General features: G+C 36.9%; 22 protein-coding genes and 2 pseudogenes. 4 read left to right on the top strand and 20 right to left on the bottom strand.

Features of this window, described 5'->3' with window-relative positions:
- Positions 1–42: 42 nt before the first annotated feature.
- Positions 43–876 (top strand): helix-turn-helix domain-containing protein, encoded by an 834-nt coding sequence (locus QVA17_RS08805; protein ID WP_287388058.1) that lies wholly within the window; start codon positions 43–45, stop codon positions 874–876.
- Between the two features lie 169 nt (positions 877–1,045).
- Complete coding sequence (locus tag QVA17_RS08800; protein WP_287388057.1) at positions 1,046–1,669, top strand: hypothetical protein; 624 nt, start codon at positions 1,046–1,048, stop codon at positions 1,667–1,669.
- Between the two features lie 289 nt (positions 1,670–1,958).
- Here QVA17_RS08800 and glmM read toward each other — a convergent pair whose 3' ends face one another.
- The 9 genes from glmM to QVA17_RS08755 form a co-directional block, all read right to left on the bottom strand.
- Positions 1,959–3,311, bottom strand: a complete 1,353-nt coding sequence (gene glmM / locus QVA17_RS08795; RefSeq protein WP_027430918.1) for a phosphoglucosamine mutase — start codon at positions 3,309–3,311, stop codon at positions 1,959–1,961.
- Between the two features lie 146 nt (positions 3,312–3,457).
- Positions 3,458–4,474, bottom strand: coding sequence for a UDP-glucose 4-epimerase GalE (galE, locus tag QVA17_RS08790; RefSeq protein WP_287388051.1), 1,017 nt, complete (start codon positions 4,472–4,474; stop codon positions 3,458–3,460).
- Positions 4,475–4,565: 91 nt separating this feature from the next.
- Positions 4,566–5,309, bottom strand: coding sequence for a polyprenol monophosphomannose synthase (locus tag QVA17_RS08785; protein ID WP_027430920.1), 744 nt, complete (start codon positions 5,307–5,309; stop codon positions 4,566–4,568).
- Between the two features lie 187 nt (positions 5,310–5,496).
- On the bottom strand, positions 5,497–6,762 hold the full coding sequence (locus QVA17_RS08780) for a hypothetical protein (protein ID WP_287388047.1): 1,266 nt from the start codon (positions 6,760–6,762) through the stop codon (positions 5,497–5,499).
- Positions 6,763–6,780: 18 nt separating this feature from the next.
- Complete coding sequence (locus QVA17_RS08775) at positions 6,781–9,657, bottom strand: YfhO family protein (RefSeq protein ID WP_287388044.1); 2,877 nt, start codon at positions 9,655–9,657, stop codon at positions 6,781–6,783.
- A 25-nt stretch (positions 9,658–9,682) separates the two neighbouring features.
- A complete protein-coding gene (locus tag QVA17_RS08770; protein ID WP_027430923.1) occupies positions 9,683–10,435 on the bottom strand; it encodes a hypothetical protein in 753 nt (250 codons plus the stop codon).
- A 151-nt stretch (positions 10,436–10,586) separates the two neighbouring features.
- Positions 10,587–11,963, bottom strand: coding sequence for a hypothetical protein (locus QVA17_RS08765; protein ID WP_287388040.1), 1,377 nt, complete (start codon positions 11,961–11,963; stop codon positions 10,587–10,589).
- Positions 11,964–12,229: 266 nt separating this feature from the next.
- Positions 12,230–13,087: a DNA damage-inducible protein D gene (gene dinD / locus QVA17_RS08760; protein WP_287388037.1), complete on the bottom strand. Its 858-nt coding sequence runs from the start codon at positions 13,085–13,087 to the stop codon at positions 12,230–12,232.
- Between the two features lie 95 nt (positions 13,088–13,182).
- Complete coding sequence (locus tag QVA17_RS08755; RefSeq protein ID WP_287388035.1) at positions 13,183–13,410, bottom strand: helix-turn-helix domain-containing protein; 228 nt, start codon at positions 13,408–13,410, stop codon at positions 13,183–13,185.
- 323 nt (positions 13,411–13,733) lie between these two features.
- Here QVA17_RS08755 and QVA17_RS08750 point away from each other — a divergent pair, with 323 nt between their 5' ends.
- The gene (locus QVA17_RS08750) at positions 13,734–14,072 is read left to right on the top strand and encodes a hypothetical protein (protein WP_287388033.1); all 339 of its coding nucleotides are present in this window, start codon (positions 13,734–13,736) and stop codon (positions 14,070–14,072) included.
- A gap of 59 nt (positions 14,073–14,131) precedes the next feature.
- Here the strand turns inward: QVA17_RS08750 and QVA17_RS08745 are convergent, their stop codons facing one another.
- The 6 genes and pseudogenes from QVA17_RS08745 to QVA17_RS08720 form a co-directional block, all read right to left on the bottom strand.
- Complete coding sequence (locus QVA17_RS08745; protein WP_287388031.1) at positions 14,132–14,263, bottom strand: hypothetical protein; 132 nt, start codon at positions 14,261–14,263, stop codon at positions 14,132–14,134.
- 53 nt (positions 14,264–14,316) lie between these two features.
- Positions 14,317–14,421 (bottom strand): annotated as a pseudogene (gene rhuM, locus QVA17_RS12595) (RhuM family protein); the annotation flags it as partial.
- 35 nt (positions 14,422–14,456) lie between these two features.
- A pseudogene (locus tag QVA17_RS12590) lies at positions 14,457–15,509 on the bottom strand (ORF6N domain-containing protein).
- Positions 15,510–15,584: 75 nt separating this feature from the next.
- A complete protein-coding gene (locus QVA17_RS08730; protein ID WP_287388028.1) occupies positions 15,585–15,881 on the bottom strand; it encodes a resolvase in 297 nt (98 codons plus the stop codon).
- A 51-nt stretch (positions 15,882–15,932) separates the two neighbouring features.
- On the bottom strand, positions 15,933–16,205 hold the full coding sequence (locus tag QVA17_RS08725) for a hypothetical protein (protein ID WP_287388026.1): 273 nt from the start codon (positions 16,203–16,205) through the stop codon (positions 15,933–15,935).
- A 163-nt stretch (positions 16,206–16,368) separates the two neighbouring features.
- Positions 16,369–16,719, bottom strand: coding sequence for a plasmid mobilization protein (locus tag QVA17_RS08720; RefSeq protein WP_026528705.1), 351 nt, complete (start codon positions 16,717–16,719; stop codon positions 16,369–16,371).
- A 213-nt stretch (positions 16,720–16,932) separates the two neighbouring features.
- Between QVA17_RS08720 and QVA17_RS08715 the strand changes: the two genes are divergently transcribed.
- Entirely contained in the window at positions 16,933–17,745 is an 813-nt protein-coding gene (locus tag QVA17_RS08715; RefSeq protein ID WP_287388019.1) for a helix-turn-helix domain-containing protein, read from the top strand.
- A 120-nt stretch (positions 17,746–17,865) separates the two neighbouring features.
- Here QVA17_RS08715 and QVA17_RS12540 read toward each other — a convergent pair whose 3' ends face one another.
- The 5 genes from QVA17_RS12540 to QVA17_RS08690 all read right to left on the bottom strand — a co-directional run bounded on the left by QVA17_RS12540 (position 17,866) and on the right by QVA17_RS08690 (position 20,534).
- Positions 17,866–18,861: a GNAT family N-acetyltransferase gene (locus tag QVA17_RS12540; protein ID WP_330635176.1), complete on the bottom strand. Its 996-nt coding sequence runs from the start codon at positions 18,859–18,861 to the stop codon at positions 17,866–17,868.
- A gap of 46 nt (positions 18,862–18,907) precedes the next feature.
- Positions 18,908–19,183: a DUF1062 domain-containing protein gene (locus QVA17_RS12685; protein WP_050008154.1), complete on the bottom strand. Its 276-nt coding sequence runs from the start codon at positions 19,181–19,183 to the stop codon at positions 18,908–18,910.
- Positions 19,184–19,199: 16 nt separating this feature from the next.
- Complete coding sequence (locus tag QVA17_RS08700) at positions 19,200–19,490, bottom strand: CD3324 family protein (protein ID WP_026511000.1); 291 nt, start codon at positions 19,488–19,490, stop codon at positions 19,200–19,202.
- Between the two features lie 219 nt (positions 19,491–19,709).
- On the bottom strand, positions 19,710–20,006 hold the full coding sequence (locus QVA17_RS08695; protein ID WP_287388010.1) for a 23S rRNA methyltransferase: 297 nt from the start codon (positions 20,004–20,006) through the stop codon (positions 19,710–19,712).
- Between the two features lie 36 nt (positions 20,007–20,042).
- Positions 20,043–20,534 (bottom strand): NUDIX hydrolase, encoded by a 492-nt coding sequence (locus tag QVA17_RS08690; RefSeq protein ID WP_287388006.1) that lies wholly within the window; start codon positions 20,532–20,534, stop codon positions 20,043–20,045.
- Between the last annotated feature and the right edge of the window lie 204 nt (positions 20,535–20,738).

The raw sequence follows: 20,738 nt of genomic DNA, 5'->3' as shown, positions 1-20,738 counted from the left end.
AATATTTTTTACTTTTAATATATGTTAAGGAGTTATATAATTATGTTAAAGAATGTTCCGAAAGAATTCAATATACAACGTATAAAAAGAGAGGCTTCTTTTAAACCAAGTAGCACCCACTCTCATCCCTTCCATGAAATTTTTTATTTGGTAAGCGGACAATGTAAGGTTTTTATTGATCACAACATCTATACCTTCAACAAGGGCGATATTGCCATTGTACCTGCAGGCACTCTTCACAAGACTGACTACACAGGTAAAGGTGTTCATGAACGTATCGTAATAAGTTTTACAGAAGAACAGGTGCACTGGCTAAACAATTATGCTGGAGACGGCGTGGTTGAAGAATTTTTATCGGCTAATGATGTATTTTCAATACCAGATAGAAGAAGGGATTATGCAGAGACTCTAATGAACAAGCTTTTATTTGAGAAGAACAATCCCGACATCTTATCCCCGGCATTTATAAGTACATCCCTATCCGAGTTACTTCTTTTTATAATTCGATGCAAGAAATTTGAGGATAACGTTGTAAAAGAGATCGACACGAACAACCAGATTATGCAAGAAATCGCAACTTACATATACAATCACTACAATGAGCCACTTATGCTTGATGACATTGCTCACCAGTTTAACCTAAGTCGCTCATACCTGTCTAAGAAATTCAAAGCATCCACTGGTTTTGGTTTTAAGGAGTACATGATTAATATTAGAATTAAAAAAGCCTGTGAGCTTTTACTTGGTACCAACAAAACCATTACAGAGATTGCCTTTGAATGCGGTTTTAACGACAGCAATTACTTTGGAGATGCCTTTAGACGAATTAAGGGCGTGTCTCCTCACAAGTATAGAAAGAACGCAGAAACATTCTAATTTTTTTGAAAATGTATCGCTAAATTTACGGTCTTAAAAAAATTTTCAAAAAAAATGTAATTTAAGGGTTAAGTTTTCATATTAAGATGCCGATACTTGAGTTATAAGAAATCTTTTCTTAAACTAAATATCTTAATAGAATCTTTTTTTACCAAGGAGGGTAAAGCTTATGGAATTAAATGGAGTTAATTCAGCTATCTCTGTAGCAGCTACAGAGACCGTAGCATCAAAGTACTCTAGTAAGGCAAGCAAGTCTAATAGCTCATCCACTTCGGAGAAGGCTATTTTTTCTGATGTCGCAGCAACTTACGAGAGTTCAAGCAATTCAAGCAAAACAGCATCTACAACAAGACAAATAGCTAACCCGGAATTAGTGGAACAATTAAAAGCAGATCTTGAGGCACGTACCTCACAGATGCAGTCACTTGTTACACAGATGTTCCAGAAACAAGGAATTGCCATTGGTTCAGCCGATGACATGTGGAAACAATTAGCTAGTGGAAATTTCACTGTAGATGAAGCAACAAGAAAACAAGCAGAAGAAGACATTTCTGAAGACGGTTATTGGGGTGTTAAACAGACATCTGAGAGAATCTTCTCCTTCGCAAAAGCCTTAGCTGGGGATGATGTGGAGACTATGAAGAAGATGCAGGCTGCCGTTGAGAAGGGTTTCAAAGCCGCAACTAAAGCTTGGGGCAAGGAACTTCCTGATATTTCAAATCAGACCCTCGACGCAGTTAATACAATGTTTGAAGACTTCTACAATAGCAAGAGCGAAAGCACTAACGCTTAAGAAACGTTTCTTCTTTGACTTAGAATTTTTTCATATCTGATGAAATCATTAGTAGGGGTACCAATGATCATAAAAAGCAAGGGGGCTTGCTTTCTCATCAGAAATTATGATATTAACCTTGATTAGAAAATTTCAATTTTAATTTAATGTTTTTTACTTTTTTAAAAATTTGGGTATGTTTTTAAAAACCAAGGCTACAGCCTTTAAATAAAAGAAGCAGAGAGTTTAACTCTCTGCTTCTTTATTATATTAGCTAATTTCTAGCTTTATTCATTATTTAATGCTAATTCTAGATTGCATAACCTCTAGCCTTAATTACATCAATAACCTTATCTACAAGCTTTTCGCATAAATCAAGTGAGTTTGCCTCAACCATTACACGTACAAGTGGCTCTGTACCACTTTCACGAACTAAGATTCTACCATCTTCACCAAGCATCTTAGCTACTTCTTCAACTGCTGCCTTAACTTCCTTATCGTTTTGAGCTTCAGTCTTATTAGTAACCTTAATATTCTTTAATACCTGTGGATAAACTGCAAATGGTGCAGCAAGTTCAGATAATGTCTTGTTCTTTGCAATCATAACTTCCATCATCTTTAAGGCTGTAATAATACCATCACCTGTTGTAGCATACTTAGAGAAGATAATGTGGCCAGACTGTTCACCACCAAGTCTGTATCCGTTCTGAAGCATATTTTCATAAACATACTTATCACCTACAGCAGTCTTCTCATATTCAATGCCTACTGCATCAAAGGCCTTGTAAAGACCAAAGTTTGACATTACAGTTGTAACAACCTTGTTGCCTTCAAGAGCACCCTGCTCCTTCATGTAGCAACCATAGATGTAGAGGATGTGATCACCGGAAATGATTTCACCATTTTCATCTACACATAAGCATCTATCAGCATCACCATCAAAGGCAAAACCAGCATCAAGATGTTCTCTTCTTACTAATTCCTGTAAGCCTTCAATATGAGTTGAACCGCAATTTGTATTAATATTAGTACCGTCTGGGTTAGCATTTATAACATAAGTCTTAGCTCCAAGTGCGTCAAATACTGCCTTTGCAAGAGTCCAAGCACTACCATTAGCTGCATCAAGACCGATTCTCTTGTCCTTGAAAGAATGAATAGCAAGGCTCATAAGGTAACCCATGTATCTGTTACGTCCAGCTACATAATCCACTGTACGTCCGATATTCTCCTTAGTTGCATAAGGGATTTCACCTAAGTCTCCATCAAGATACTTCTCAATCTCGCCAATAACGTCTTCACGCATCTTCTCGCCTCTGTCGTTAATAAGCTTGATTCCGTTATCGTAAAATGGATTGTGACTTGCACTAATCATAATACCGCAATCAAAGTCCTCTGTTCTTGCAACATAAGATACAGAAGGTGTTGTTGTAACATGAAGTAAATATACATCTGCGCCAGAAGCTGTTAAACCAGCAACTAATGCGTATTCAAACATGTAACTACTACGTCTTGTATCCTTTCCAATAACTACCTTTGACTTACCGTCTTCATGATTCTTACCATAGAACCATCCTAAAAATCTACCTACCTTAAAGGCATGGTCAACTGTTAATGTAACATTTGCCTCACCTCTAAAGCCATCAGTACCAAAATACTTTCCCATTTGTTAGTTCCTCCTAAATAATACCACTACTGTCGTAGTGTTTTAACACTACGATCTAGCATCATCCCTTTGCCGCAGGCAAATCTAATGGATGATGTTCCCACTGTTGTAACAATTCCTTTAGGAATTGCTATATAGGCTCGAGCCTATCCTTCATACCCATTAGGGTTATTTGACTGCCATCTCCAAGAGTCAGCACACATCTGCTTTAAATCTCTCTTTGCTTCCCAGCCAAGTTCCTTCTTTGCAAGGCTTGCATCACAATAACATGTTGCAATATCTCCTGCTCTTCTTTCCTTAATAACATAAGGAATCTTAACGCCAGTTGCTTCCTCGAAGTTCTTAACGATATCAAGAACTGAGTAGCCATTTCCTGTACCTAAGTTATATATTTTAACACCTGGATTTTCTGCAATTTTCTTAATAGCTGCCACGTGACCAAGAGCTAAATCAACTACATGAATGTAATCTCTTACACCAGTTCCATCTGGAGTATCATAGTCATTACCAAATACACCAAGCTGCTGTAACTTACCAACTGCAACCTGAGTGATGTATGGCATGAGGTTATTTGGAATTCCGTTAGGATTCTCACCCATTCTGCCACTCTCATGTGCACCAATTGGATTAAAGTATCTAAGTAGAATAACATTCCACTCAGGATCCGCCTTCTGAATATCCATAAGAATCTCTTCAAGCATCCACTTTGTCATACCATAAGGGTTAGTTGGCTTACCCTTTGGGCATTCCTCTGTAATAGGAATAAAGGCAGGGTCTCCGTAAACTGTTGCTGATGATGAGAAAATGATATTCTTAACACCATGATTTCTCATAACGTCGAAAAGTACTAAAGAACCTGAAATATTATTGTGATAGTATTCAAGTGGCTTAGCTACTGATTCACCAACCGCCTTAAGACCAGCAAAATGAATTACACTATCAATATCTTCTTTATCAAAAATATTATTAAGAGCGTCTCTATCTAAGATATCATTCTCATAAAATGTAACCTTTTTATTTGAAAGTTCTTCTACTCTCTTTAAAGACTCTTTACTTGCATTAACTAAATTATCCACTACTACTACTTCATATCCAGCATTAAGTAACTCTAACACTGTATGACTGCCAATAAATCCTGCTCCGCCTGTTACTAAAATTGCCATATCAAATATCCTCCAAAAAAGAAAAAATAACGTGGGCGCATGTTGCGCACCCACGTTTAATAATACCATATATTTTAGTTTAAGGCACTAATTATTCGCCCTGCATCATACGTTCAGTTGTCCATGTCTCAACTGTATACTTATTAGCCTTGTTGTATCTCTTACGAAGATTAACTAACTGCTTAAGGTATTCCATAGTAACCTTACCTGAAAGCTTTGATTCACCTTCAGTTCTCTGCTGGAACTTATAAGGGATCTCAGTAACCTTTGCGTAAGTACCCATAGCAAGTACCTCAACCATAATCTTCCAACCAATTGGCTGTAAGTCAGCGTTCTCAATTACTTCTCTTCTAAACATGAATAAACCTGAAGTAGGATCTGTAATCTTTCTTAAGCATGGTAACATGATCTGACCGATCTTTCTTGCTGTACCTGATACAAACTTACGGTACCAGTTAAGACCACCGTCATCACCACCAGGAATAAGTCTTGATGGAATACAGAAGTCTGCGCCAGCTTCCATTGCTTTATACATATATTTTAAAACGATTGGAGGATGCTGTAAATCAGCGTCCATACACGCCATATAATCACCCTTTGCTAATCTGAATCCCTTTAAAACAGCTGTAGCAAGTCCTGATTCGTTAGTTCTATGTTCCATACGAATCTGTGGGAAGTCCTTAGCAACTTCCATAATAATCTCTGGTGTGTTGTCCTTACTGTCATCTACAAAAAGAATCTCATAATCAATTCCCTTAAGAGCATCATCAATCTGAGTTACAAGATTTCTAATGTTCTTACCTTCATTAAATGTTGGAATAACAACTGATAACATTGTTTGCCTCCTAAAAATCTAATCTAAATTTTAATCTAATAGTAATCACTTGTTTAAAAATGCCCTATATAAGGCAAAAACTCTCACAAACTGACAGTTTTTTCACAAGCTTGTTAATTATAATACCTAAATATGAATATTACAAGTAAAATTATAGCCTTCATAAAAAGTTCACTAAAGGCAATACTTACATAAACCAATAAAATTCCTGATACCAATAAAAAATCATAAAGCTTTCTATAACAATTAAAGCCGTTGTGATAAGCACTCTTAAGATTTTTGGCATTCTAGCTAAAAGGTCATAAACTCCAATATAAGTTACCCAAACTCCAATAATAAATCTAGGTGTACTCATAACATGACTAGTTAGTGGAATAAGTAGAGCTATAATTCCAAAAATCGCCATAGAGATATATTTTCTATAAATCATATATCCATAAAGGGCGAAAGCTACAATACAAAACCAACCCATGTAGGTGTATCTTAGCTCTAGCTGGCCTGTGCAGGCCTTCCATAAAACCCCAATAATTGGGAAGTAGTTGTCATCTCTCCATGCAATCTGCACATGCATGAAAGCCCAAGGGTCACCGCAAAAGATTCTTAAGAAGAACATATATGCAAATGTACCTAGAGGGGCAATCATCACTGAGAATATATCAACGGGTCTCTTTAATTCATAAAGAATGAAATCCCATAAACATCTACAAAACTTTTTAAAGTCCTTAATGTGAGGAATTTTTCTATCCTCAAGTCTTATCCAATCAAAGAACATTTCTATAATAATTGGGAAAACAAGTATGCAACCAACTATTCTAGTAGCTGAGGTAAGCATGGCAAAAAAGCCCGCTGCCAAGTAGTTCTTCTTTATAATATTGTAAAAACTTAAAGCGATAGTCATTATAAAAAGACTCTCTGTATAAGTTGAACCTGCATAAAAAGCATAAGGACTAGCAAAAAGTAAGATTGAAATAAGTATCCAAGAATATTCAACTTTTCCTTCCTTACTCTCACTGCCTCTTAGTTTGACCTTCTTGCCATCTCCGTAGTTAAGACCTAAATCCGTAACAATCTTTGCGGAATAGAAAGCAGCAATTATTATGCAAATGTTAGACACAATCATACCTGTTACATAAGCCGAAAGATAATTAAAACTTAGGGCTCTTACAAACATGCAGATCAAAGGATAAAGTGGGAAAAATGCCCAGTTAGCCTGAGGGTCCACATCTGTTGGATAAGTGTATCCGTATTTCATAATATCTGCGTAATGCTCTGCATCCCACACATTTATGGACATGGCAAAATCCTTATGAGTATCACAAATCAAATTAGTGATTGGCACAAGGGCAATCATTATAAGTCTTGAAAGCCCCCATACCATAAGAATTGTCATTAATATTCTAAAATTTACGTTTTCCTTTAGGAGCCTTCTAAATTTGTCTTTTATTTTGGACATAAATAGTACTCTCCTTTTCTATAAATTCATTAAGCCTTTAAAGATCTGAATTAGATTTGCAAATACACTAGTAACAATAGGAATTGCAAACATAAATATTGTCATGAGTACAAAGATTGCACCGTATACCCAAACCGCAATCCTTGAAAGAATCTTTTCGCAAACTCCAAAGAGAGCAACTCTTTTTAACTTACCCTTCTTTGTAAAATATCCATAAAGACTGCCAGCAACAATAATAATTAAAGCAATTATAGAAATTAAAAGACCTGGTGTTGTACCCTTTGCCTTAAATTCTAAAGTAATTGTATTATTGCCTTCTTCTAGGTTAACCCCAGTAAATAAGCCAAAGACATTGTCTACATCTACTGACTTGCCATTAATTGTTGCACTCCAGTTATCGCTATTATATATAACTGGCATAATAATATAGCAATCTGAAGAAACGCTACCATCTGAGTCATCAGATTCTGATTCTGTAGCGTAGTTATTATATGTAAGTGTTAAAGAGGAGTTATCATAACTTACCTCATATTCTGTATTGTTATTATAAGAATCGCAAAGCTCACCAAGCTTTCCTAAATCCACGCCACCAACTGTTGTAATAAGTCTTTCGTAATTATCAATATCCTTACACTCAACAACAATTTCCACATCTTCATCTGCAAATGTACCTAAGTAGAGAAGACCATTGTTGTAGTTATCAGGTGTTGATACATTTTCTAAATCACCAAGAGTTGAAGCATTGACAGCCTCACCGTTTACATAGACAGTTAAGTCCTCATAAAGCATTGATGAGTTAGCATCGTTATCATCATTATTAGTATCAAGACCGATATAAAGGGCCTGTGTACCATTGATGTAGTAAGAATAACTTGCAGAAAGAACTGTGTCAGTCTTTGAAATCTCTGCCTCATCCTCATAACGCTTTACAAGAGTAGCCTCGCTATCGTTTACCATTGCTGAATAGAAAATGTTATGTAAATCGATCCAGTCGCCATGAGCGCCTCTGTCCCAATTTGTTGCATCGCCATAATTTGCTAAGCCCTTATCTAAGATAGACTTATTAATAGTCATGGCAAAAGGAAGTGTGTAGTTACAAGAATATAACTTAAAGTCCCCTTCCTGTCTTTCAAGTGTATATAAATAATTATCTAAATCTAACTGATTAACTGCCTCAGTCACGTGGAATAAGGCATTTGTAAATACTGTTCCGCCAGAATCAAGTAACCATAAGAAGTACTTAGAGTAACCAAAGTTTCTACTGTAATCCTGTGTATTTTCAAGGAGAGCTGCTGTAAAGCTTGATGTTGCGCCTCTTCTTAAAATCAATGGATAGTTAGCATTAAGAGAAATATCAGGGTTTACAATTCTATCTGTTGCAGACTCTTCAATTTCAAGGTTATTAGCGGCCTCCACTGCTAACTGAACATAATCGCCATACTGGTAAGCTGCGTAGCTGTAGAACTTAGGTGGGCCAGTAAAGGCATAACCCCCTAAGAAAATCTCAACAATCATGAAAGAAATAACCCTTTTAAGGTTAAGCCCCTTCTTTGACTTAATTAGCATGAAAATGTAAATCAATAGGAAAATTACAAATACTGCATTTACAAATATAAAGCCAGCCATTTCTCCAAGGCTTCCTGCCTTGTTATAAAGAAGAGCGAAGCCAATGCAAACAAAGGCTATAAGGAAACAACTAATAATTCTTTCCTTATTAGAAAGCTTATCATCGTTAATAAGTGGCTTTCTAGATGCATTTTCATAAGAATCCTGCATGTGAATCTCAAGATACTTTGCTGTTAGGATAATCATTGTAAAGGCAATAATAAATCCATTTCTTAAGGTATAACCGTTATAAGAACCAAAGTGCCACATAAGGTTTACACCCTCTGAAACAACTGGAGCTAAAACTAAGATTAGCATTCCTAAGCTTTCCTTAAAGTTCTTTGAATTCTTCTTTTCTCTAATCATTGCTGCGATTACAAACACGAAGCAGAAAGAAAGTCCAAAAATCATAATAGAACGTTCAATAATACCAAGGGAAATGCTTGTAGCCACTGGCTTAACAATCCAACCTAAATACTGTGAAATTAAACTTTCACTGCTGCCACCACGCTGTGAAGTAGAAAGCTGCATAAATACAGGAATAAGCACGAAACAAGAAAGTGCAAGACCACCTGCTGTACCAAGACCAGTATTTAAAGTCTTCTTCTTCCAAGCCTTTCTATCTCCAGTAGCAAACATTCTGATTCCACCAACTAAAAGAATGTAAATAAGCGACATAGCACCAAGATAGTAATTAATAATAAACATAATTGCTACCATGATTGTATAGAATAACTTCTTGCCTGTGTAGAATAATCTATCGTAAGCCATCATAAGAAGTGGGAAAATTGCTACAATATCCATCCATGGTGTAAAGCATGAAGCGTAAACAATTACATATCCACCAAATGAATAAAGAACAGAAAGAGCAACCTTTGCCTTTCTATCTAAGTTCTTAAAGCTAACATAGAGATATCCATACATTGCCACAGAAGCAAAAGTTAATTTAACTAATGTAAGAATTGAGATAAACTCTAAAATATAATCTCTTGGGCAAAAATATAATAAGATATTAAATGGACTTAGCATTGAAAATGCTGAAATACTCATTGAAACATTAGTACCATAGCCTGTGTACCAATCAAACCAAATACTTGCCTTACCATGCATGAAATCCCATAAATGAGCATATAATGGGGCGACCTGCTGCATGTTGTCAAAGAAATCAATTCTGTTTTGACCAAGTGGCCAAATTCCCTTTAGTAAAAAGACTACTAAAAGAGTGATAAGTGTTATAAGGCCAGGAATACTAAACTCTTTGATTAATGACCCTAATCGATTTTTTTTCATAAATCTAACTCCTAGTTTTTATTTTTTATTGATTCGTTATGTTAACCTTCCATAAAAGGAAACTTGTATCTTCATCTGAGACAAATTTAAGTTCGTAAAGCTCATCCTTTACTATGTCTGCATCTACACTAAATTCAAACTCTCCAGGCTGATTAAATGTACCTATATAAGTCTCACCAAGATAAATATCTACCGAACAAGTTCCATCCGTTGATGGCTCTACATACTCACAACCTGTATAAGATGCTCTTCTTAAGCTTTCAGATGGAAAAGCACTAGCCACAGAAAGAAGTGTTAACTCTTCTCCATTAGTATTGGCTTCCTTTGCCATATTAATCACCTTAAGCACCCAGGATCTATGAGAGTTTCCCTCATCAGTAGCTGCAATTATTGCCGTTTCAATTGTTCCTGAAACTATTTTATCCGCCGACTTTCTCTGCTTAGATAAAACAGCGGCATCTTTCATAGTCAGGCCTGAATTAGCTCTTACAAAACCGTATTCGGTTAAGTAATCCTTAACTGTTATGCTGATTGTTACCTTATTCGTATCTTCATTAAAAATGTAGTAAAGAATCGATTCTTCGTCATTAGACCAAGTACCATCAAATCTTCCTGAAGTATGCCATCCATCACCTCTTCGTCTAGCTACGGGATGGCTTACGTATTTACCATCACTGTTACGATAAGTATTCTCAGTCAAATACTCCACTTGACCATAGTCATAACTTAGATTACCGTAACCCGGCCACTCAGTTATTTCGTGGCTAATGTAATACATTTCATACTCCACACCTACATCAGGTTTAAGCCCTAGATATAAAACAATGAGATAAAATAAAATTAAAACAGCACTCGCTCCGTACAATAGCCTTCTTAGGGGCTTTTTAAATCGTGTGTTGTTAGTCATATTTCATTCCTTTATAAAAATATTAATTACTTTCTGATTCTACAGCTGCGTTACTATCTGTATTTCCTGTTGTATCACTTGCGTTAGTATTAGTAGCAGTAGCAGTGTTATTATTTGTTGTCTCTGAATTACCTTTACCAGCTTCTTCTACTGATTCCTCACCTGAATTTTTTTCTTTAGAATCATCTGAATCCTGTTTATTTTGAGCTTCATCTGAACCCTGTTTGTCTTCATCTTTTGCAGCTTCAGTACCTTTAGTTGTGCTTTCTGTTGAGGCCTTTGTTGTAGTGTTAGTAGATTCTGTTGTTGTCTCAACTGTTGCCTTTGTTGTTGCTGCCTTTGTTTGACTAGCAGTTGTTGCCTCACTAGTCTCTGTTTCGCTTTCAGCCTCAGTAGTAGATTCAACCTGAACCTGATCTGATGCCACCTCATCCTTACCTAGTAATGGCACAAATACAAGAACGGCAACTACTGCTACCACCAAGCCAAATAAAGCCACAGTTACAATTCTTGCCTGACCTACAGAAAGATCTGGGAAAAGTCTAGCAAAGAAGCCCACAATAGGGCCTGCCTTTTTCTCCTCATTTTCTTCCCCATCAGTCTCACTCTTATCAACTTCAAAGTCATCATCAGCTTCAACTGATAATGTCTCTAACTCTAAATCTTCCTCTGAATCTTCAGTTATTGCTTCAACTTCAGGAATTGGAGCTGTTTCACCCCTTGTAACATTTTCCTTCAAATTAGTAACTGTAACTAAATCAGGATTTGTATTCTCATCAATAAATTCAAAGCCATCTAGCTCGTTAGTATCCTCACTAACTGCCTTTGCCTTAAATCCATCTAAGATTTCATAACCATAATGTCTTCTTATTTCATTAAGGAAACCTCTAACCTTATCTTCACTAAGATTAGTAAGCTTTGCAATCTCTGCTACACTTCGCATCTCATAACCGAAAAGCTCTAACATTGCCATAAGAACAGCCGGCAACTTTTTAAACTTTTTTCCACAACCCTTAAAGTCCTTCACGTTTCTAAAGGCTGTAACATTATTCTTGCAAACGTTATGTAATTCCTTATCTTCCTTTAAATTATCATAACTATAAGCACAATCCTTTAATTCGTAATCATTAGCTTCTTCTAATAAATCCTTGACTAAGAAACTAGAAACTAATGTTGCGATTTGTCGATAAATGTTCTTATTTAAATTAATCTGGGATAGATTATCATATACATAATCTAGGGCATCTTCTGTGTAATCCTTAGAATCATTCTTGTTTTTCATAACCGGATAAACTAAGGCATACACGTCATCATACATTTTCTTAAGAAATTCTTCTCTGCTGTTCTCGTTGTTTAACGCTCCTCTAACTAGTGACGAAAGCATAGTTTCGTTATTCATATGATTACTCCTCTTATTATTTCTTCTCATTACTTAACTTCACTTTGGTATGATAAAAATGTATACATACCCATATTCTGTATAATTATAACACTTAAATTAATAAAAGTCAGTATAGCTGTTTTTTTGTATAGTAAAATAAGGGAATCGAATGTTCCGATTCCCTTACTATCTGATTTTTTACTAGATTTCGATTACTGTTTTTTCCAAAGCAAGATCTGGCACAATTGTCATAAGGTATGTAACATCGTTGCTTTTTCAAATAATCACTCCCCGTCTTGTGGTAATTTCCCAGATTCCTTTGCCAACTTCTTTTCTTGGGATTTTACCCTTCGCTCCAATTTTTTAATATCTTCCGAAGGCGGTAATTCCTCTGGTTTTATACCTCTCGTTCCAAGCATTTCACGCACAGACAAATTATTCTGTACATGCTCGGTTGTAATTGCACCTTCCCCTTGTAAATCTTTTTCTTCAACATTGTAATTTGTCATTTCAGTTGCAAGATTCTTAGCCGCAATTGTCAGCGTTGGTAAAAAATCAGCTAAAGGTCTTTTATCACTAACTCCTAATTTTTTCTTCATATCCTGTGTGGATTTTCCACCAAATAAAGCTTGGTCACCTCTTGATCTAATGCGACCAAAACCAGCATCATCTACACCACGCTCATAGATATTTTGTGATAATCTTTTTTCTGATTCACGAAGTTTTCCTCTCGCCTCAGTCCTTTCAATATAAGCAATTCTTTCTTCAATCAACTCCTGCTTTCTTGTCTGAACCGCAAAATAACTTTGTGCAAAGGCAATCTCCTCTTTTCTAGGATCACCATTCTGAGCGATAAGATAGCATGCATATCTAGTAAGCATAATATCATCAACTTCTCTTTTTGCACCTTTCGGTAAATCTATCATTTTGCCGGCGCCGGCAAAATGATCAGACACCTCTATTTCTGCACTTTCACAAGATTCCTTCGCTCTTTCAATAACTTCCTTAAAACGTCTCCATGTCGCATACCCCAGACACTCCATCAATTCCCTGGCATACCAAAATTCAACGCTACCATCTTCCGTTGTATGTATAATATCATCAAAGGTCTTTTTCATTGTCATTATAGTTTTTTTATCCATTTATCAGATTCTCCTTTTCAAAGTACTTTAGGATATAAACATCCTTATTACATCATATGTTTTGCTAGCAACTAAAGTGGTCAAATTCGACCACTTTAATCTTCTTTCTTCTCTTGCCCCATCTGCTCCATCCGTACATAATACTCAAGCAGACGCAGAAAGTACTTAGGAACACGCTTCTTGCCATGCTCCCAGTCACTTACTGTCATATAGGGGATTTCAAAGTACTCGCAGAACTGATGCCTGTTCATACCGGTACTTTCCCTTAGTTCAATCAAAATATCTTTTGCATCTCTATCATCATTCAAAAAATAATCTGTCATATCTCTGCTCCTTTCACGCTATGCGTCAATAATATATTATCACGCATCGCGTGAATATTCAAGATTAAGTATATAATCCTGCTTATCTCCGGACATATTAAAACGCTCATATATCAGTACTACTTTCTGTACTGTTCCAAGCTCTATACTGTCTCCATATTTCTCAATAATTCTTGCTAAAAAAATCACAACAGCGATTAAAGATGGTAAGATGATAGAGGATACCAACGTTTTAGTCGGAGCAAGCTCCAAGCAGTACAGTTTACCCGACTATGCTCACTCTCCCAATAGTAAATACAAAAATATTTAAAGGAGTACGGATTATGATTAATGGTAATTTAGATCAATTTCTTGATACTGGATGGTTCTCTGAAGCAACACTTTACTACAATGGCTATATTTATTGGTTAGAGGCTCAAACAGATGATATTGAATCTGTTTTCTTCATTGATCGATGGAAAGCTCAGAATGAAGATAATAAATATTATCATTCTATATTAAACAATGATGGAACTCTTTCCTATGACCGAGTTTTGGAAATACATGGTAACAATTTAGATTTAATCAAAAAGAAGTTTCTTGAAGCTACTCCCTTCGAGGGAAAAACATTCTGGCAAGTCGAAAAAGAGATCGCCTGGCTAGACGAAAGCACTCCAATTTAGAACAAGTAAAGAGGCGTCCATTTTTTACAATATTTGGACGCCTCAAATCAATAATCAATCTACAAATATGTTGCAACCTCCAGAGCTATCATTGCTTTTCCAACATTATGGTTAGCATTATGTAGTCCTTCATACTCATATCCGCAGTCTCCCAATACATCTCCGGCTTCCAGAAAATCACTCTGTAACATAACAGTGTTTACTCCTTCTCTCAAAATATTTTTCTTCTTTATTCGGATAAAAAAACACGTTGCGTTGCCCACTTACGGAAATGCGTCGCTGTTGAAGATTTAACTCGATAACCCAAAGAAATTATCATATCAAGGTTATAAAATACGAGTGTAGATATATCATTTCGTTTGTTTCTTCATTTTGAACATCCTCCTATGGAAGTTGCAATAATCCATTTTGCAATAATTTCTTTATCATCGGTTTATACTTATCTATTCCAAAATCTTCTACAATACTTGTGATTCGACCACCCGCATCTTTTGACGATGCGCCGCATAAGAATACACGTTCATCTTTTGTTCCGTAATCAAGAACAATAAATCTGTCATGAAAAACTCCACTGGTGTGCTGCATGGTGAGTTTAATATTAGGATATTCTTTGCAAAAATCCGTATACTCAACATTGTGAAGTTTACCACTCCCTATATTATCGCTGAATATTCTAATATCAGTTCCTGCAGGCGCATTTTTCAGTAACACCAGCGTTCTAAGACCTATATAGTTATCGACTAAATATATTGACCTTTTCGCTTGGCTGTATATGGAAGAATAAGCAACAGCTGCACTGCAATACTTAGTATTAAACATAAGCCATCCATTATCTTCATTATTAACAAAACCATTCATCATATCTGCCAATTCTGATTTAGTAACTACATCCTCAAGCTGTTCCATTACATCGGACATCTGCCTTTCAACGGATCCTATATCCATACGCAAGTTTGAAATCTCTGAAGTGTTTTCCATGGTCTATATTGAAAGCTGCATAACCTCACGCTGTCCGATAAGGCTCTGATTTCCAAGAATATAATCTTTCATTTTCTTAAAAGTTTTAACTAAGTCCTTACTCTGTTTTGCCGCAAGCTCTCCCTTCAGAATAGTCATTAGCATATAAACGCCCTGTTCCGTAAAAACATTAGGAAGGTATCTTGAGCCGCCCCAACTTGAGGTCAAATTTTTTGACCTCAAGTCTTTCCATTCATCTCGAGTCAATTTGAAAGTAAACTCATTATCAAAGCGATCTTGATTATTTTTCACCTGCTGATTCAAAGCTTTTGTAGTATATCCGTATATTTCTGCCAAATCTGAATCAAGCATCACCTTTACGCCACGTACCTCATATAGTTTTTCTTTCAAAAGTTCTTCCGTGATTTCTACTGGAACTATTTCAGTATTCTCAACCACTTCCTTCTTTTTATCGTCCATATTTTCCTTTCCAAATCTTGAGGTCAAATTTTTTGACCTCAAGATTCTATGTCTTAACCTTAATATTTAAAGTGTTCACTTCTGAACACTTTTTGAAGTCCCTGCAATTTTCTGCAGTTCTTTATAATATGCCAGATAGCGATAGGCTGTTCTTCTGCTGACATCCCCCTCTGCCACAATCTCCATAAAAGTCATGCCACTCTCATACTTCAACATGAAATCATTGTATGCTGCCATCCAAGCTTCATCATGTTTTTTGCGACCACCGAAGTTACGCTTTCGAAGCTTTTCATTTTCCGCCTTAAGCTCGGCAACCTCTTTTTCTAATTCTTTTATTCTCTTAAGGGCTTCATCAAGAGTAGTAATCTTCATCTCGTGCCACCTCGCTTTCTGACACCATTGTAATTCTGCGCCGCATCACTGTCAACTTGCTTTTTGGCACATTCTCTTTCCTGATTTCATCACTGAGCCTGGATTGTGATAACATTGACTATAATAATCTTTGAGTCGGTCACCAAATTTTTCGTATGAATAAACAAGTGTGACCGGAATATTGCCAATATATATGCAATAGTCATAGCCTATATCATCCATTGCAAACTTACCGGCATACTTTTCAATTAGCTCAGCAAGTACATCTATGCATCTTTCAAACGCTACATTATAAGATGAATTATCAAAGTAACTCTTTCCCATATTCTCCTTCCTTTCATTCTGGTTTTTTGGCTTTTCGCAAATTGGCAAGCAGTGCATCGGTGTACACCTGATGCGATTTTGCTTGTTGGGGAGTGTGCCCCAATCCCCCTGATTGCCGATTTTCATCGACAAGCTACGCCTGCAAAGCAGGCTAAAAACGAAGTCAATAAATGTCCAAATATTTGTTAAAAGTCTTTTCCACCTTCTTCAAAACTCGTTCATGATTCTCCTTCATATCTGAAATTGTTTTGCCATCTACAGTGCCACATGAATTGGCAACTTTTGCAATCTGGTTGATATTGTTGCTGTCAATTTTTAGAAGTTTGATGATTTCTAATAACTCACTGAAGTCTATGTGAATGTAATATCCATCGATTGCCATCTTCCTAATATAGGCGCTCATGTTTTTGACTCCTATCTTCTCCATCCTGTCATGAATCATCTGCAATTCATTTTCAGGAATCTTGATATGAATCTGTTTGTTACATGGAACGTATCCCTGATTTAACAACATTTGCTTTTCACCTCCTCTCCAGACTGGAAATCATTGTTTATGAACACATTATCCAAGAAACATACGGTCCAATCCGTATATCCAAGAGGTAGGAATATTTTTAAAAGAATTAAAAATTCCACGTTTTTAGATTTAGCCGTATCCCACAAACGTGCGTTCCGTTATAATGTAGATGTGCCATTTATATAAACTTTGTTAAAGGGGATTGGTTTCATGAAATGTAAATTATCGATTCAGGAAAAATTGAAAGATTTGAGAATAGAAAAAGGTCTGTCACTGCAAGAACTGGCAGAACAGACCGGAATATCCAGAGCATCTCTAGGAAATTATGAAACTGATGATTACAAAGAAATTACTCACAAGGCTATTATCTCCCTTGCAAATTTTTATGGAGTAACTTCCGATTATTTATTAGGACTTACCGAGAATCGTGAACAGCACAGATTCCCTGTTGATGACTTAGGGTTAGATGATGAAACTGTTGAAATATTAAAAAGTGGCAAGCTGAATGCTCGCCTAATATGCGAAATGATAAAGCATCCAGAGTTTAAAAATTTTCTCACTGACATGGAAATCTACATTGACAATCTTGCCGGAATGCAATTTAGAAACCTCAACAAAATGATTGAACAGACAAGAGTCCGTCTTCAAAACAAAGGCATATCTGATGAAGATCATTATATGAAAACATTGGCGACAGCTTCTATTTCCGAAGATAATTACTTTAACAACCTTCTCGGAAATGATATCGTAAAAATCGCAAAAGATTTAAGAGATGCTCATAGCAAAGATGCAGAAACCGGTGATGCAACTACACCTGTTGATGATATCCTTGACTCATTTGAAGAACTAAAGACTGCCGATAATGCAACACAAGCTCAGATGATAATGTACAGCAAACTCTTTAAAATCAACTTCACTAAGATGGACCCTTATGAGTTTAAAACCTTTACCGATATCCTCCAGAGATATTCAGATCTTTGTAAACCTGTAAAAGGAACCGGACGCGGCAAGAAGAAAAAATAAACCAATGTCAAATGCTTTTCCGAAATCTATTACATTTTCTTTTTCAAGAAAAAGGCGCACTCATACCTGCCATTAGTAAGTATAGAGTGCGTCTTTTCCTAGTTGTTTATTTCAAATGTATCATCGATGAATGTACAATCTCGTCTGCTCCGGTTCATCATCCCCTTGAGCCATACAGTAAAACTCCCATCCATAACGCTCATAAAAACCAGTATGATCTGTAACAAGATAGAGCGGTGAAATTCCTTTTTTATTCATGTTCTCCACAACAAGATTAAGAAGATTTCCTGCTATCCCCTGTCCACGATGAGCCTCTTCAGTATATACAGCGCAAACATTGGGGCTTAAGTCCTTCCTGTCATGAAAATCATTATCGATTACACCTAACCCCCCGACAATTTGATCTCCTAACATGCATAGGTACCAACCATTTTCGGTCTCTTTATTAAGATACGCTGTCATACATTCAAGATAAGCATCCTTGGGGACTCCCCACTTTTTGTGAAACCAATCTGCAGCCATATCTTTTAAGTCGGGTTTTTCTCTCAACTCAAAATATTTGTATTCCGTATTCGCATTAATATCTTTTACCATCTCAACAATCTCTATATCTCCGTCAGCAAGAATCTCCACGATTGATTCATGTCCATCCTCATTAGCTCCATTCTGCCAATAGATTTCAGCCATCCTAAGATTCTCTTGTTCGTCTGTTACTCCATCAAAACACTTGTAGGCATCTCCTTCAAAAACTCTTCCAGTCACTTTTATCTTTGCAATTCCGAAAGTAGGTCTTCCTAACTTAGCAAAATAGTCTCCCCACCTCTCAGCTTCCTCGTATGACTTAGACACATATAGCGAAGCCATTCTCGAAGGGTACTCCGAATACTTTTCTTTTCTAACTTTTTCCAACGCAAGCTCACGAAGCGCTACATCCACCTTGTGCGTCAGTTCTGTATCCTTATATTTTTCAGGATTGTTATATATATCATTTACTGTTTCGAGTTCCTCATATACACGCTTGTGGACACCGTTTGGATGCTTGTCATCCAGAATGATATGTTCACCGACCTTCTTGGGAATGTCGGATATTACATGAAAAAAATATTGTTCTTCCATTACATTCTCCCTATTGAAATGGCCGGACACATAGCCCGGCCGAAATTCATTTTAATTCAGCATTGTTTCTTTTTAAAAAGTCTATATCGCTACCATACTTCATGGCAGTTTCCATATCGTTATTCATAAAGCTCTCAAACAATTCTTCAGGTATCTTTCCTGGACGAGTCCTTTCATAAATTGTGAGGTTCTTGGAATGCTTACATTTCTTACATCGATATATCAGCCATACATCAACACTCTTACCGTTAGCATTTACTCTAAATCTATAGGAATTGATAAACTCCTGTTTCTTCCCACAACCTCCACATCTAAAGAACACTCTTATTTTGGTATGATCAGACAGAAGGGGCACCTTTGCTTAAGGCCAGCCTCTGATTCCTGAGGATTCTCTGAATGCTTTTCTCCGACAGGGAAAACCTGTGTGCAAGTTCGTGTATTCCTATTCCGCCTATGTAGTTTTCGTATATTTCTTCATTTCTTTCACGAAAGAAGACCTTGGCAGAAGTCGTGGTTCCCCACTCCTGTTTTTCCTTGCAGGGAATATAGATCAATTTACCGTCTACATATTGCTGAATCGTTTCAATCAGTTCCTGTGGCAGCACGTTCTCTGCCTTAATATAGCTCATAATGCTCCTCCTAAATTGATATTTCTTTTAGGATTCATCTGAGCTTACGATTCATTTATTATTTAAGCTCAGACTACTGAGCGGTAACAACTCTGATGGTCATATAATCATGCTCCTTTCCAATCAAATAAAGTAAAATCTTTGTAAATTGTACGTGAATACAGTTTACGATTCAACCTTAACAATAATTATAAAAGAACTTGCGCCATAAATCAGGCCTTATATCATCTGAAAAAATTTCAAAGCCTCTTCTATAGCCTTTACCTTTTCTTCCGGACATCCAGGCTGTCTGCTATTCTCAGATTTTGGCTTATTGTAGTTCTCTCTTTCTATAATTCCATGCTTCTGCTTTACCTGAGCGATATTAAGATTTGTTACATGAAATCCGTAGTGTTCCTGCACCCATTCTTCAATTTCTTTGTATGTAGCTTTAGCCTCAGCACTTGTAAGATCAAGTTCATCCATAATCTCCTTGTGATATAAGGGAAAACGCTTTTCGTTCTCCTGAATGCTCATAGATTATCCTCCCTCTGTGCTTTTCTTGGCTTTGGTTTACTGCAAATCGTCTTTATATGTCAGAAAGCGCTGCCCCGTTGAATGTACAAACTCGCCGTTCTCGATCATTTGCAGGATCGTTTCCTTCGAGGCCCACTTCGCGTCTATGGTCTCTCCCGGCTGAAGGACAACCTCCGAAATATCAACGTCCTTTTGCAGCAGAAACAAATCCAGGAAATAGTTCTTGCGCCGGTAGGTGGCAAAAAGCCGCAGCTCCGATTCCCGGGCCGGGATGCCTGTTTCTTCCATCGTTTCCCGCACCGCGGACTGCTTTGTGCTTTCTCCGGCCAGCGTGCCGCCGCCCGTAAACTCCCACAGATTCCCAGACTTTTTTTCGGGGTGCCGCTTTGTGATCAAAAACTCCCCCTTGGAATTTCTGATCCATATCTCCGCGCACACGTAGTACTCGCCCTCCGCAAACGCCTCGCCCCTTACGTGAGTGCGATTTAACGGCCGCCTCTCACTGTCATACAAGTCCCATAGCTCCATCTGTCTTTCCCTCCTCATATGATCTCTATCTGTAATCTCGATATGCTCCTTTGCAGATTTTAATTGTTCAAGTAAACAACAGACTTCGACGTCGTTTTCAGTGGGCAAAAACTCACAATGCCGTAAGCTGCTCTACTCCGGACTCAGACTGATCTACCTCGGGATTTCGGTTTGTCATAACAACAGAAATCTCTCCTGTCACGA

The organism is Lachnospira sp., from assembly GCF_016290755.1.
Lineage (GTDB): Bacteria > Bacillota > Clostridia > Lachnospirales > Lachnospiraceae > Lachnospira > Lachnospira multipara.
Note: the sequence above shows the minus strand (reverse complement) of the source record. Positions and strands in the feature narration are given on the sequence as shown.

Coding starts and splice junctions, on each gene's coding strand:
- QVA17_RS08715 (WP_287388019.1), top strand. CDS start 16,933: ATGAAATGTAAATTATCGATTCAGGAAAAATTGAAAGATTTGAGAATA.
- QVA17_RS08750 (WP_287388033.1), top strand. CDS start 13,734: ATGATTAATGGTAATTTAGATCAATTTCTTGATACTGGATGGTTCTCT.
- QVA17_RS08745 (WP_287388031.1), bottom strand. CDS start 14,263: ATGTTACAGAGTGATTTTCTGGAAGCCGGAGATGTATTGGGAGACTGC.
- QVA17_RS08755 (WP_287388035.1), bottom strand. CDS start 13,410: ATGACAGATTATTTTTTGAATGATGATAGAGATGCAAAAGATATTTTG.
- QVA17_RS08775 (WP_287388044.1), bottom strand. CDS start 9,657: ATGAAAAAAAATCGATTAGGGTCATTAATCAAAGAGTTTAGTATTCCT.
- QVA17_RS08770 (WP_027430923.1), bottom strand. CDS start 10,435: ATGTATTACATTAGCCACGAAATAACTGAGTGGCCGGGTTACGGTAAT.
- QVA17_RS08800 (WP_287388057.1), top strand. CDS start 1,046: ATGGAATTAAATGGAGTTAATTCAGCTATCTCTGTAGCAGCTACAGAG.
- glmM (WP_027430918.1), bottom strand. CDS start 3,311: ATGGGAAAGTATTTTGGTACTGATGGCTTTAGAGGTGAGGCAAATGTT.
- QVA17_RS08780 (WP_287388047.1), bottom strand. CDS start 6,762: ATGTCCAAAATAAAAGACAAATTTAGAAGGCTCCTAAAGGAAAACGTA.
- QVA17_RS08700 (WP_026511000.1), bottom strand. CDS start 19,490: ATGAGCTATATTAAGGCAGAGAACGTGCTGCCACAGGAACTGATTGAA.
- galE (WP_287388051.1), bottom strand. CDS start 4,474: ATGGCAATTTTAGTAACAGGCGGAGCAGGATTTATTGGCAGTCATACA.
- QVA17_RS08765 (WP_287388040.1), bottom strand. CDS start 11,963: ATGAATAACGAAACTATGCTTTCGTCACTAGTTAGAGGAGCGTTAAAC.
- QVA17_RS08720 (WP_026528705.1), bottom strand. CDS start 16,719: ATGTTGTTAAATCAGGGATACGTTCCATGTAACAAACAGATTCATATC.
- dinD (WP_287388037.1), bottom strand. CDS start 13,087: ATGGATAAAAAAACTATAATGACAATGAAAAAGACCTTTGATGATATT.
- QVA17_RS08785 (WP_027430920.1), bottom strand. CDS start 5,309: ATGTTATCAGTTGTTATTCCAACATTTAATGAAGGTAAGAACATTAGA.
- QVA17_RS08805 (WP_287388058.1), top strand. CDS start 43: ATGTTAAAGAATGTTCCGAAAGAATTCAATATACAACGTATAAAAAGA.
- QVA17_RS08725 (WP_287388026.1), bottom strand. CDS start 16,205: ATGGGAAAGAGTTACTTTGATAATTCATCTTATAATGTAGCGTTTGAA.
- QVA17_RS08695 (WP_287388010.1), bottom strand. CDS start 20,006: ATGAGCATTCAGGAGAACGAAAAGCGTTTTCCCTTATATCACAAGGAG.
- QVA17_RS08730 (WP_287388028.1), bottom strand. CDS start 15,881: ATGAAGATTACTACTCTTGATGAAGCCCTTAAGAGAATAAAAGAATTA.
- QVA17_RS08690 (WP_287388006.1), bottom strand. CDS start 20,534: ATGGAGCTATGGGACTTGTATGACAGTGAGAGGCGGCCGTTAAATCGC.
- QVA17_RS12540 (WP_330635176.1), bottom strand. CDS start 18,861: ATGGAAGAACAATATTTTTTTCATGTAATATCCGACATTCCCAAGAAG.